Source organism: Kaistia sp. 32K (assembly GCF_016629525.1).
Lineage (GTDB): Bacteria > Pseudomonadota > Alphaproteobacteria > Rhizobiales > Kaistiaceae > Kaistia.
The window spans coordinates 3,782,583-3,795,311 of sequence record NZ_AP024269.1 but is presented as its reverse complement, the minus strand read 5'-3'; the positions used below and the strand labels follow the sequence as shown (position 1 = coordinate 3,795,311).

9 protein-coding genes are annotated in these 12,729 nt (G+C 67.1%); 8 read left to right on the top strand and 1 reads right to left on the bottom strand.

The window, feature by feature from the left end; translation table 11 throughout:
* Positions 1-164 precede the first annotated feature (164 nt).
* From glmM to serA, 4 genes are all read left to right on the top strand, one after another.
* Positions 165-1,508, top strand: a complete 1,344-nt coding sequence (gene glmM / locus K32_RS17600) for a phosphoglucosamine mutase (protein ID WP_201400763.1) — start codon at positions 165-167, stop codon at positions 1,506-1,508.
* Positions 1,509-1,783: 275 nt separating this feature from the next.
* Complete coding sequence (locus K32_RS17595) at positions 1,784-2,578, top strand: outer membrane protein (protein WP_201400762.1); 795 nt, start codon at positions 1,784-1,786, stop codon at positions 2,576-2,578.
* A 155-nt stretch (positions 2,579-2,733) separates the two neighbouring features.
* Positions 2,734-3,906 carry a phosphoserine transaminase gene (locus K32_RS17590; RefSeq protein WP_201400761.1) on the top strand — a complete coding sequence of 391 codons (1,173 nt, stop codon included), beginning with the start codon at positions 2,734-2,736 and terminating at the stop codon, positions 3,904-3,906.
* A 198-nt stretch (positions 3,907-4,104) separates the two neighbouring features.
* Positions 4,105-5,691, top strand: a complete 1,587-nt coding sequence (serA, locus tag K32_RS17585) for a phosphoglycerate dehydrogenase (RefSeq protein ID WP_201400760.1) — start codon at positions 4,105-4,107, stop codon at positions 5,689-5,691.
* A 229-nt stretch (positions 5,692-5,920) separates the two neighbouring features.
* On the opposite strand, the gene K32_RS17580 is transcribed toward serA, so the two are convergent.
* Entirely contained in the window at positions 5,921-6,850 is a 930-nt protein-coding gene (locus K32_RS17580; protein ID WP_201400759.1) for a DMT family transporter, read from the bottom strand.
* A gap of 188 nt (positions 6,851-7,038) precedes the next feature.
* Between K32_RS17580 and K32_RS17575 the strand changes: the two genes are divergently transcribed.
* The 4 genes from K32_RS17575 to K32_RS17560 all read left to right on the top strand — a co-directional run bounded on the left by K32_RS17575 (position 7,039) and on the right by K32_RS17560 (position 12,701).
* Positions 7,039-7,551 carry a ClbS/DfsB family four-helix bundle protein gene (locus K32_RS17575; protein ID WP_201400758.1) on the top strand — a complete coding sequence of 171 codons (513 nt, stop codon included), beginning with the start codon at positions 7,039-7,041 and terminating at the stop codon, positions 7,549-7,551.
* Between the two features lie 138 nt (positions 7,552-7,689).
* Positions 7,690-9,336, top strand: coding sequence for a mucoidy inhibitor MuiA family protein (locus K32_RS17570; RefSeq protein WP_201400757.1), 1,647 nt, complete (start codon positions 7,690-7,692; stop codon positions 9,334-9,336).
* A 151-nt stretch (positions 9,337-9,487) separates the two neighbouring features.
* Complete coding sequence (locus K32_RS17565) at positions 9,488-10,780, top strand: adenylosuccinate synthase (RefSeq protein ID WP_201400756.1); 1,293 nt, start codon at positions 9,488-9,490, stop codon at positions 10,778-10,780.
* A 52-nt stretch (positions 10,781-10,832) separates the two neighbouring features.
* Positions 10,833-12,701: a hypothetical protein gene (locus K32_RS17560; protein WP_201400755.1), complete on the top strand. Its 1,869-nt coding sequence runs from the start codon at positions 10,833-10,835 to the stop codon at positions 12,699-12,701.
* Positions 12,702-12,729: the final 28 nt, after the last annotated feature.

Below are 12,729 nucleotides of genomic sequence, written 5' to 3'. Positions count from 1 at the left end.
TTATGGTCAAAAAACACGGTCAGGCGTGGCGCCGCTCGCTCGCTGGTCGGTCCCGGGCTGGGCATGGCCATCGGGGCGTGTAACAGACGCTCACGATTTTTGAATTCTTTCGCCGCAATGCTGGTCTATGACTGCGCGCCTATCGACGGGGACGGATTCTACGCATGGTACGCAAATTCTTCGGCACGGACGGCATCCGCGGCAAGGCCAACACCTTTCCGATCACGCCGCAACTCGCGTTGCAGGTCGGGATCGCCGCCGGGCTCGCCTTCCGGAACGGAGGCCATCGGCACCGCGTGGTGATCGGCAAGGACACGCGCCTCTCCGGCTACATGATCGAGCCGGCGCTGACGGCGGGCTTCACCGCCGCCGGCATGGACGTGTTCCTGCTCGGCCCGATGCCGACGCCGGCCGTCGCCATGCTGACGCGTTCGCTGCGCGCCGATCTCGGCGTCATGATCTCCGCCTCGCACAACCCGTATGAGGACAACGGCATCAAGCTGTTCGGTCCCGACGGCTACAAGCTCTCTGACGAGACCGAGGCCAAGATCGAGGCGCTGATCGAGGAGGATCTCTCCGACCGGCTGGCGGCCTCGGCCGATCTCGGCCGCGCCAAGCGCATCGACGGCATGCGCGACCGCTACATCGAGTTCGCCAAGCGGACGATGCCGAAGGCCTTCGACTTGACCGGCCTGCGCGTTGTCATCGATTGCGCCAATGGCGCCGCCTACAAGGTTGCGCCGGACGCGCTCTGGGAACTCGGCGCCGAGGTGATCACCATCGGCGACAAGCCGGACGGCTTCAACATCAACCTGGATGTCGGCTCGACGGCGCCGGACGCGCTGCGCCGGAAGGTGCATGAGGTGCGCGCCGATATCGGCATCGCGCTCGACGGCGACGCCGACCGCGTCATCATCGTCGACGAGAACGGCGAGATCGTCGACGGCGACCAGCTGATGGCGGTGGTCGCCCAGTCCTGGGCCGAGGACGGCCTCTTGTCGCAGCCGGGCATCGTCGCGACGATCATGTCCAATCTCGGCCTCGAGCGTTATCTCGGCTCGCTCGGCCTGTCGCTCGCCCGCACCAAGGTCGGTGACCGCTACGTCGTCGAGCACATGCGCAGCCACGGCTATAACGTTGGCGGCGAGCAGTCCGGCCATCTGATCCTGTCGGATTTCTGCACCACCGGCGACGGACTCGTCTCGGCGCTGCAGATCCTCGCCGTGGTGCGCAAGACCGGCAAGCCGGTCAGCGAGGTCTGCCGCCGCTTCGAGCCGGTGCCGCAGATCCTGAAGAACATCCGCTTCGGGGGCGGCAAGCCGCTGGAGGCGGCGAGCGTCCAGGCGGCGATCGCCGAGGGCGAGGCGCGCCTCGGCCAAACCGGCCGTCTGGTGATCCGCCCCTCCGGCACCGAGCCGCTGATCCGCGTCATGGCGGAAGGCGACGACCACTCGCTGGTCGAGGCCGTCGTCGACGACATCATCGGCGCGCTGAAAGAGGTCGCCTGAGCCGATCGCTGGTTGATTCGCCGGCCACCTATCCCGGATTGCAAAAGAGGCGCCGCGCCTTCCCGCGCGGCGCCTTCTTCATGTTTGGTAGGAGCTCGGCCGGGCTCCCATGTGGCTGCGCTGCCATGGTTTTATACTTAAGCTTCCCTTACGGCGGAAAGATCGTGGTTAAGAGTTGTAGTTAATCCAATGTTAAAGAGTTCTGGTTGAAATCCTCCCGATGAACATCTTCAGGATCGCGCGCGTCGCGGTTCGACCTTCGAGGGGGTTGTGAAATGAACACTTCGCGGACCATGGTGATCGCCCTGGCGATCGCGGCGGGCGTCAGCGGCGGTTTCGCTGGCTCGGCTGTCGCGGCGGATCTGGAGCCCTATGTCGAGCCGGTGCCGCTCGCCGTCGGCGGCTGGTATCTGCGCGGCGCCATCGGCATGAGCAACCAGCAGCTCGGCAGCCTCGACTACCAGTATTTCAACGAGCCGGGCTACGTCACCGACTGGATGAACGACGGCGATTTCTCGGCCGCCCCGACCTTCAGCCTCGGCGCCGGCTACAAGTTCAACGACTGGTTCCGCGCCGACCTGACCGGCCAGTATCGCGGCAAGGCGGATTTCTCTGCCGCGCAGCGCGTGACCAACACGATCAATCCCAATCTGCCGGGCTATTTCACGGACGACTACACGGCGCGCAAGTCGGAGTGGCTGTTCCTTGCCAACGGCTATGTCGACCTCGGCACCTACAGGGGCATCACGCCCTATGTCGGCGCCGGCATCGGCGCGTCGCGCAACACCATCTCGGACTTCCGCGACGTCAACAACGAGCTGAACGCCGGCGGCTATGCCGGCTCCGCATCGCAGTGGAACTTCGCCTGGGCCCTGCATGCCGGCCTCGGCTTCCAGGTCACCGAGAATCTGATCTTCGATCTCGGCTATTCCTATGTCGATCTCGGCAACGCCAAGACCGATACGGCCTACAACATCAACCCGGCCTTTTCGCGTCCGAACGACGGCTTCCAGTTCAAGAACATCACCTCGCACGACGTGAACTTCGGCATCCGCTACCAGTTCAACTGAGGCGGCTCGCACCGCACGAGTTCGGAGACGCGCCCCGGCGACGGGGCGCGTCTTTTTGTTGTCGGATCGCCCTTGCATTCGTCCCGGCCCAGGCGTAAACGCGTCGGCGGGACACGCCTCCCCAACGAGGCGCTTACTATCTGTGAGGATAGACTATGGCAGATCTCGCCACGCCCGGCCGCCGGCCGGTGAACGCCAATTATTCTTCCGGCCCCTGCGCCAAGCGTCCTGGGTGGACCTTCGAAGCGCTCAAGGATGCGGCTCTCGGCCGATCCCACCGGGCCAAGATCGGCAAGACCAAGCTCCAGAAGGCGATCGACCTCACTCGCGAGGTTCTCGGCGTGCCGGCGGATTACCGCATCGGCATCGTGCCGGCCTCGGATACCGGCGCCGTCGAGATGGTGCTGTGGTCGGCGCTCGGCGCCCGCGGCGTCGACATGCTGGCCTGGGAGAGCTTCGGCGAGGGCTGGGTCACCGACGTCGTCAAGCAGCTGAAGCTCGAGGACGTGCGGACCTTCAAGGCCGATTACGGCAAGCTCCCCGATCTCGGCCAGGTCGATTTCGACCGCGACGTCGTCTTCACCTGGAACGGCACCACTTCCGGCGTGCGCGTCCCGAACGGTGACTGGATCGACGCCGACCGCGCCGGCCTGACCATCTGCGACGCCACCTCGGCCGCCTTCGCGCAGGATCTCGCCTGGGACAAGCTCGATGTCGTCACCTTCTCCTGGCAGAAGGTGCTCGGCGGCGAGGGCGCCCACGGCATGCTGATCCTGTCGCCCCGCGCCGTCGAGCGTCTCGAGACCTACAAGCCCGCCTGGCCGCTGCCGAAGATCTTCCGCATGACCAAGGGCGGCAAGCTGATCGACGGCATCTTCGTCGGCGAGACGATCAACACCCCGTCGATGCTGGCGGTCGAGGATTATCTCGACGCGCTCGGCTGGGCGCAGTCGCTCGGCGGCTGGAAGGCTCTGCAGGCGCGCGCCGACGCCAACTTGAAGGTGCTGGCCGACTGGGTCGCCAAGACCGACTGGATCGACTTCCTGCCGGTGGTCGAGAACACTCGTTCCAACACCTCGGTCTGCCTGATCATCACCGATCCGGCGGTCAAGGCGCTCGACGACGCGGCCCAGGCGGCCTTCGCCAAGGCGATCTCGACCGCGCTCGACAAGGCCGGCGTCGCCTATGACATCGGCTCCTATCGCGACGCCCCGGCGGGCCTGCGCATCTGGGCCGGCGCGACGATCGAGGCTTCGGATCTCGAGATCGTCACCGAGTGGCTCGACTGGGCCTTCGCATCGCAGAAGGCCGCCCTGCAGGCCGCCTGAGTTTCAGACGGCGGGGCCTCGGCCCCGCCCGTTCGCTCGACATTCCAGTTTTCATACCAGCGTCCGCACGCCCTCAGGCGTCATCCCCGCGAAAGCGGGGATCCATACGGCCCCAGGCTTCGGCTGCATGGATCCCGGATCTACGCTTCGCTTCGTCCGGGATGACGACGGCGCTAGGTAACCAGGGACACAAAGCACATGGCACCGCGCGTTCTCATTTCCGACAAGCTCTCCAAGACCGCCGTCCAGATCTTCAAGGATCGTGGCGTCGAGGTCGACTACCTGCCGGACCTCGGCAAGGACAAGGAGAAGCTGCTCGAGATCATCGGCAATTATGATGGTCTCGCCATCCGCTCGAATACCAAGGTGACCGAGAAGGTCATCGCGGCGGCAAAGAATCTCCGCGTCATCGGCCGCGCCGGCATCGGCGTCGACAATGTCGACATTCCGGCGGCGACGGCGAAGGGCATCATCGTGATGAACACGCCCTTCGGCAATTCGATCACCACGGCCGAGCACGCGATCGCGATGATCTTCGCGACGGCCCGCCAGATCCCTGAGGCGAACGCCTCGACCCAGGCCGGCAAGTGGGAGAAGAACCGCTTCATGGGCGTCGAGGTGACGGGCAAGACGCTCGGCATCATCGGCTGCGGCAATATCGGCTCGATCGTCGCCGAGCGCGGCGTCGGCCTGAAGATGCGCGTCATCGCCTTCGATCCGTTCCTGTCGCCGGACCGCGCCGTGGATCTCGGCGTCGAGAAGGTCGAGCTGGAGGAACTGTTCCGCCGCGCCGACTTCATCACCCTGCACACGCCGCTGATCGACAAGACGCGCGGCATCATCGACGCCAAGGCGATCGCGCAGATGAAGGACGGCGTCCGCATCATCAATTGCGCGCGCGGCGGCCTGGTCGTCGAGAAGGACCTCGCCGAGGCGCTGAAGTCCGGCAAGGTGGCCGGCGCTGGCTTCGACGTGTTCGAGGAAGAGCCCGCGACCGAGAACGTGCTGTTCGGCCTGCCCAACGTCGTCGCGACGCCGCATCTCGGCGCCTCGACCACGGAGGCGCAGGAGAATGTCGCGCTGCAGGTCGCCGAGCAGATGGCCGATTATCTGGTCAAGGGCGCTGTCTCCAATGCCCTGAACATGCCGTCGATCACCGCCGAGGAAGCGCCGCGCCTGACGCCGTTCGTCAAGCTCGCCGAGCAGCTCGGCTCGTTCGCCGGCCAGCTCACCGAGACGGGCATCAAGGCGATCAAGCTCGAATATGAGGGCGAGGTCGCGGAGATGAACGTCCGCGCGCTGACCGCCGCGGCGCTCGCCGCCGTGCTGCGGCCGCAGCTGCAGTCGGTCAACATGGTCTCGGCTCCGGCGATCGCCAAGGAACGCGGCATCGCGATCGAGGAAGTCCGTCGCGAGCAGCAGGGCGCGTACGAGAACTACATCCGCCTGACGGTCACGACCGAACGGCAGGAGCGTTCGGTCGCCGGCACGGTGTTCGGCGACGTCAACCCGCGCATCATCCAGATCAAGGGCATCAACATGGAGGCCGAGCTCGGCCCCCACATGCTCTACGTCACCAACAAGGACAAGCCGGGCTTCATCGGCCGCTTCGCCAGCCTGCTCGGCGGCGAGGGCATCAACATCGCGACCTTCAACCTCGGCCGCAAGGCGCCGGGCGAGGACGCGATTGCGCTGATCGGCGTCGACGAGGCGATCTCGGACAGCGTCATCGACCGCGTCAGCGCGCTCGAAGGCGTCGTCCAGGCCAAGCGCCTGACGTTCTGACCGACGGCTTCATTGCCGGAATGAAGAGGGGCGACGGGCAACCGTCGCCTCTTTCTTTTGGTTGGTCCGGATTGGTTCAGACACCGTCGTCATCCCCGCGAAGGCGGGGATCCATACAGCCGCGCTTTCTGGCGTCTCACGCCGCCAGCAACCCGGCTGAATGGATCCCGGGTCAAGCCCGGGATGACGGCGAGGGTGGGGAGAGGGCGGGAACCCCCGGAGGGCGAGACTACCGCCCGAACGCCCGGATCCTGGCGAGACTCAGCTGCGCGATGGCGATGCCGCAGAGGATCAGGGCGTAGCCGGCGCCGTGGAACCAGCGCGGCTGCTCGCCGAGGAAGAGGATGGCGATGATCGAGCCGAACACCGGCAGCAGGTGGAAGAACGGCCCGGCGCGGTTCGGGCCGATCAGCGCGACGCCGCGGTTGAAGAACATGTAGGCGACGACGGAGGGCAGCACGACGACATAGGCGAGGACCGCGAAGGTCAGCGGCGTCGCGTGGATGTACCGGCCGCTCATCATTTCCCAGATGGAGAAGGGCAGGATCATGATGGCGCCGGCGGGAATCGTGAAGCCCAGCATCGAGAGATAGTGGATGCGCGGGCCCTTCTTCAGAAGCGCTGAATAGAAGCCGTAGCAAGAGATCGCCACCAGCATGATGATGTCGCCGACATTCAGCGTCATGTGCAGCAGCACGGCCGGATCGCCGCGGCAGATGATCAGCACGACGCCGCAGAGCGACAGACAGACGCCGGTGATCTGCGCGGCCGACATGCGGTCGCGGAACAGGATCAGCGACCAGACGCCGATGACGAGCGGCGCGATCGACTGCATCAGCAGGCCGTTCAGGGCCTCGGTATATTGCAGCCCGTAATAGGCGAGCGTGTTGTAGGCGCCGATGCCGGAGGCGGCGAGCAGCAGCATGATGACGAGGCTGCCGCGGATCGCCGGCCAGTCGTGCTTCAGATGCGGCCAGGCGAAGGGCAAAATGATCAGCGAGGCGCCGAGCCAGCGGATCTGCGCCAGCGCCACCGGCGGGATCGAGCCGGCTACATAGCGGCCGAGCACGATGTTGATCGCCCAGAACAGGAAGGTCAGCGCGAGCAGCAGGTAGGGCCGGTTGAACAACCAGGTGAAGGCCCGGGAGAGGAGCGACATGGACTGGCCTCGGACAGCGGAATGTCTGGATAGCCTCGTCCGACCGTCGCTGCCAAGAGGCGGCGCGGTCGCGCCCTTTTCTCCCTCCCCACAAGGGGGAGGGGACGGTCGAGGCGATGGCGCTGGCAAGTGCCGGCGACACCCGTTATGCGGGTTATGGCTTCTACCGCGCGTCATGGGGGAATCGGATGGCCGTACCAGCGAGCAAGGACGAGCTTCTCGAAGCTATCGGCTCCAACTTTGACAAGCTCATGAAGGACCTCGTTACGGTGCCGGCGGACCGTTCGGGCGAGAAGACGCTCGAAGGCCATGCGCAGGGGACACGCATGAGCGTGCATGATCTCGTCGCCTATCTGACCGGCTGGAACGAGCTGGTGCTGAAATGGCATGCGCGGCGGGAGGCGGGAGAGCCCGTCGAATTCCCCGAGACCGGCTACAAATGGAACGAGCTCGGGGCGCTCGCCCAGAAGTTCTATGCCGATTACGAGGCGCTGCCGTTCGACGCGCTGCTGCGGCGTTTCTCCGAGGCCAAGGAAAGCCTCGTCGCGCTGATCGGGCGCCACGACGACGCCGCGCTCTATGGCGCGCCCTGGTACGAGAAATACACCATGGGGCGGATGATCCAGTTCAACACGTCCTCGCCCTATGCCAATGCGCGCGGGCGGTTGCGCAAGTGGAAGAAGGAGAACGGCATCGCCTGAAGGGGGTGTCGCCGCAATTTTCACGAGAAGCGCGCAATTGTGGCGCGGCGATACCACAATCGCCCGTTATGCGGCAGGAGCGTCGCCGGGAGTTTACGGGTAGCGGCGCTTGCTCATGCAGGGGTAGCCAGGACGGCCATGAAGATCCTCGCTCTGTCGTTCGCGGCGCTGGCCGCCAGTAGCGCCGGCGCGCTTGCCGGCGATCTCGCGATTGCCAGCCGTGTAACCGCCGTGACGGTGCATCCGCAGGGGGCGGCCGTGCAGCGCGAGGCTTCCTTCGCGGTGCCGGCCGGCGTTTCCGTCCTTGTGGCGAGCGACCTGCCGACCGACATGGCGACCGACAGCCTGCGCGTCGAGGGCCTCGCCGCCGGCGGCGTCACCATCCGTTCTGTCGAGACCCGCCCGGAGCCGGCCGACCCGGAAGCCGATCCGGTGCGCAACGCGATCGCGGACGAGATCGAGACGCTGGAGGATCGCGTCGGCGGCCTGGACGACCGGCTCGCCGCGCTCGACCTCAGGCTGAAGTTCATCGACGGGCTGGCGGAAAACCTGCCGCAGGGTTTCGCCAAGAACTTCGCTGAAGGCAAGGGCGTCGACAATTGGGCCCAGACCGGCGAAGGGCTCGCGGCCGAGCGCGAGAAGATCGACGCGCTGCGCACCGCCGTGCGGATGGACAAGCGCGGCCTCGAGAAGCAGATCGTGGGACGCCGGAAGGCGCTCGACATGTTGCCGCCCGTGCTGCCGAAGCTCTCGGCGCGGATCGAGGTCACGGCCGCCGAGGCCGCCACCGGCAAGCTGACGCTCGGCTATCGCACCCAGTCTGCCGGCTGGAGCCCGGCCTATGACGTTTCGCTTGTCCTCGGCGAGGCGGGCGCGGAGCCGAAGCTCGAACTCGTCCGGCGCGCCGAACTGCATCAGGAGACCGGCGAGGACTGGTCCGGCGTGGCGCTGTCGCTGTCGACACTGCGCCCGGCGGAGGGGACGCAGGCGCCCGAGCCCTATGAGAGCGTCGTGCGATTCGTTCCGCGCTATGACGCCAAGGTCGCCCGCGAATCGCTCGCCGTGGCGCGGCCGGCCCCGGCGCCGCCGATCACCGCCGATGCGGCGGCGGGTGGCTATGGCGCGATGGCCAATTCCGAGGCCGTCGCCGATTTCGGCGATTTCCGAGCCGAGTACCGCATCCCGGATCCGGTCTCGGTCGCCTCGGGGCAGGGGAGCCGCTCGGTCAGGATCGCGACGGAGAGCCTGAAGCCGACGCTGGAAGTCCGCGCCGTGCCGGCGGTCAGCGACGCGGCCTATCTGACGGCGCGCTTCAAGAACAGTTCCGGCGCGCCCTATGTCGGCGGCGAGGCGGTGCTCTATCGCGACGGCGCCTTCGCCGGCACCGTGCCGCTCGACTTCACCGCGCCGGACGGCGAGGTCGCGCTCGGCTTCGGCATCGACGACAAGGTCGCCGTCACGCGGACCAAGCTACAGCAGAAGACCGGCGAGCGCGGACTGATCTCGACGGAGAAGACGGACGAGCGGCGCTATCAGATCAAGGTGGAGAACCGGCACGACCGGCCGATGACGATCGTGGTGCTCGACCAGCTCCCCGTCGCTGAGGCGAAGACGATCGCCGTCGAGCCCCTGGCCGGCGCGACGCCGCCGACGGAAATGGCGGTCGCCGGCCGGCGCGGCGTGGTCGCCTGGCGCTATGATTACGCCGCCGGCGAGACCCGGGAGATCGTCCACGCCTTCGCCATCAGCTGGCCATCGGACCAGGATGTGTTCTGGGAGAATTGAACCTCGGAGATGCGCCGGCGGGGGGTCGCGCCGGCCAAGCGGAGTCTATATAGTCCGCGCGCTTCGTCCCGGTGCTTAGCCGGGAACGAGGCCTATCGCGCGCCGCGCAGCGCGGCATGAGTGTGGCAGGACGTCGAAAAGGGAAGTCTCAATGGCGAATGTAGTCGTCGTCGGATCGCAATGGGGCGACGAAGGCAAGGGCAAGATTGTTGATTGGCTCTCCGAGCGCGCCGACATCGTCGTGCGCTTCCAGGGCGGACATAATGCCGGCCACACGCTCGTCATCGACGGCGTTTCCTACAAGCTCAGCCTGCTTCCCTCGGGCGTCGTGCGTCCGGGCAAGCTCGGCGTCATCGGCAACGGCGTCGTCGTCGACCCGCATGCGCTGGTGGCCGAGATCGGCCGTCTCGAGGCGCAGGGCGTCAAGGTTTCGCCCGACAATCTCCGCATCGCCGAGAATGCCGCGCTGATCCTGTCGCTGCACCGCGATCTCGACGCGTTCCGCGAGAACAGCACCACCGGCACCCGCATCGGCACCACCAAGCGCGGCATCGGCCCGGCCTATGAAGACAAGGTCGGCCGTCGCGCCATCCGCGTCATGGACCTCGCCGACCTGCCGGCGCTGCGCGACAAGATCGAGCGTCTGCTGGCGCATCACAACGCGCTGCGCCGCGGCCTCGGCCAGGACGAGATTTCGGTCGAGTCGCTCTATGAGGAGCTCGCCTCCGTCGCCGACAAGGTCCTGCCCTTCATGGATTCGGTCTGGCAGCTGCTCGACCGTGAGCGCCGGGCCGGCAAGCGCATCCTGTTCGAGGGCGCGCAGGGCGCGCTGCTCGACATCGACCACGGCACCTATCCGTTCGTTACCTCGTCCAACACCGTCGCCGGCCAGGCCTCGACCGGTTCGGGCGTCGGTCCGGGCGCGGTCGGCTACGTGCTCGGCATCACCAAGGCCTATACGACCCGCGTCGGCGAGGGTCCGTTCCCGACCGAGCAGACCGGCGAAGTCGGCGATTTCCTCGGCACGCGCGGCCATGAGTTCGGCACCGTCACGGGTCGCAAGCGCCGTTGCGGCTGGTTCGACGCCGTGCTGGTTCGCCAGACGATCCGCACCTCCGGCATCACCGGAATCGCGCTGACGAAGCTTGATGTTCTCGACGGCCTTGAAGAAATCAAGATTTGCGTTGGATATAGGCTCGACGGCCGCGAGATCGACTATCTCCCGGCATCCCAGGCGGCGCAGGCCCGGGTCGAACCGATCTACGAGACGCTGGAAGGCTGGAAAGATTCCACCGCCGGCGCCCGTAGCTGGAACGACCTCCCGGCCCAGGCCGTCAAGTATGTGCGTCACGTCGAGGAACTGATCGGCGCGCCTGTTGCGCTCCTGTCGACCAGTCCGGAACGCGACGATACAATTCTGGTTCAGGATCCGTTTCAGGACTAAGGCTGTCGATCTCAGGCGCCGGTTCGGACATGTCAGTTAGTAGAATGGGACAATGACCGACTATTACGCGGTATTGAAGAAGGCGGTCTCCGGGTTCGACAGCGAATCCGGGGACGCGCGTCGTTCGGTTTACGACAAGGCGCGCACCGCGCTGATCGCCCAGTTGAAGTCGATCGATCCTCCCCTGACGACGTCCGAGATTTCCCGCCAGCGCCTGGAGCTGGAAGAGGCGATCCGCAAGGTTGAGCGCGAGGCGAGCGTCGCCCGCGCGGCGCCGGTGCGGATCAGCGCGGCTGCCGCCGTCGCCGAGGCACTGGGCACCGCTCCCGAGCCGGAGCCTGCCGAGGCGCAGGATCCCGAGCCGGAAGAAGAACAGGAGGAGGCGGTTTCGCCTCCGCCGCCACCACCACCCCCGCCGCCGGCCCCGAAGCCGGTGCTGCGGCAGGCGGAGCCTGCCCGTCCGGCGCCGGTCCCGACGCCGCGCGCGCCGGTTCCCGCTCCCGTCCTGACGCCGCCTCCGCCGCCGATCTCGCTCGAGGAGGAGGCGCTTCACCACGACGACGTCCTGCTTCCGGAGGAGCTGGAGCCGGAGTGGCACGAGCCGGAACCCGAGCCGGCGCCCGCGCCGCTGCTTCGCCAGCCGGCGCCGATCCAGCCGCAATGGCCGCAGGTGACGCCGAAGCCGGAATTCACCGCTGATCGGCAGGCCCCGCAGGGCGGCCGGCGCGAGCCGACGCTTTCCGTCGATCATCATGACGAGCCGCGCTTCGACGAGCCGCGTTTCGATCTCGACGACGATATGGACCAGGGCCGCCGCTCGGCCGACGCCGACTGGGCGCCGGAGCCGACGTTCGGCGATGCGCCGACGATCGACGCCGGCTTCGACGAGCCGCGCGCCCGCGCCGGCCGTCAGGCAGGCCGTGAACGCGGCCGCCCGGCTGCCGAACGACCCGCCGTCTATGTCGAGCGCAGCAAGCCCTCGCGCCTGCCGACGCTGATCCTTCTCGTTCTGATCGGCCTGCTGCTCGGCGGTATCGCCGCGCTCGCCTGGTCGCAGCGCAGCGTCGTCAAGGACGTGATCGGCGATCTGATCAGCTCGGCCGAGGGCGGTGCCAAGCCGACGCTGAGCGAAAATCCCGAGCCCGCTCCGGCCAGCACCAAGAATGCCGACCGGCTTGGCGGCGAGCCCGTCGTCGATGCGCCGAAGACGGTTCGCACCGTCGAGGCGCAGCCCGCGCCGGGCGACCAGGAGGTCGATCCGCTCGCCGGCGTGGTGGCGCCCGAGGGAACGCGTTCCGCCGCCGCGGAGCCGGCCCCGGCCCAGCCCGCGCCCGCCGCGCCGCCGGCCGCCGCAGCCGACAGCAATGCCGGCGCGGCCGACGATTCGCTCGTCGCCCAGAAGGCCATCCTCTACGAGCAGCCGACCGACGGCAGCCAGAACGTCAAGGTGGTGCCCGCCACGGCGACGTGGAAGTTCAACGCCAACTCCTCGAACGGCCCGGAAATCCAGGCGCAGCTCGAGGTGCCCGAGAAGGGCATGAAGGTGACGCTGAACATCCGCAAGAACAACGACAGCGCGCTGCCGGCCAGCCATCTGGTCGAGATCGTCGTCGACACGCCGGCCAATTTCGCCGGTGGCGGCGTCAAGTCGGTGCCGGCGCTGGTGATGAAGCCGACCGAGGAATCGCGCGGCCAGCCGCTCGACGGCGCCGCGGCCAAGGTCGCGGACGGCTTCTTCTGGATCGCCTTCTCGAACGACGCCCAGCCGATGGCGCAGAACGTCGCCCTGCTGCGCGAGCGCAACTGGATCGACCTGCCGATCGTCTACAACAACGATCAGCGCGCCATCCTGACCTTCGAGAAGGGAACGCCGGGCCAGCGTGTGTTCGACAAGGCCATGGCCGCCTGGGGCAACAACTAGGCCTCCACAAATCCGGCAGGATGAACCG

Bases quoted from the DNA above. Each gene is read 5' to 3' on its own strand.
- glmM (WP_201400763.1), top strand. From the start codon at position 165: ATGGTACGCAAATTCTTCGGCACGGACGGCATCCGCGGCAAGGCCAAC.
- K32_RS17595 (WP_201400762.1), top strand. From the start codon at position 1,784: ATGAACACTTCGCGGACCATGGTGATCGCCCTGGCGATCGCGGCGGGC.
- K32_RS17590 (WP_201400761.1), top strand. From the start codon at position 2,734: ATGGCAGATCTCGCCACGCCCGGCCGCCGGCCGGTGAACGCCAATTAT.
- serA (WP_201400760.1), top strand. From the start codon at position 4,105: ATGGCACCGCGCGTTCTCATTTCCGACAAGCTCTCCAAGACCGCCGTC.
- K32_RS17580 (WP_201400759.1), bottom strand. From the start codon at position 6,850: ATGTCGCTCCTCTCCCGGGCCTTCACCTGGTTGTTCAACCGGCCCTAC.
- K32_RS17575 (WP_201400758.1), top strand. From the start codon at position 7,039: ATGGCCGTACCAGCGAGCAAGGACGAGCTTCTCGAAGCTATCGGCTCC.
- K32_RS17570 (WP_201400757.1), top strand. From the start codon at position 7,690: ATGAAGATCCTCGCTCTGTCGTTCGCGGCGCTGGCCGCCAGTAGCGCC.
- K32_RS17565 (WP_201400756.1), top strand. From the start codon at position 9,488: ATGGCGAATGTAGTCGTCGTCGGATCGCAATGGGGCGACGAAGGCAAG.
- K32_RS17560 (WP_201400755.1), top strand. From the start codon at position 10,833: ATGACCGACTATTACGCGGTATTGAAGAAGGCGGTCTCCGGGTTCGAC.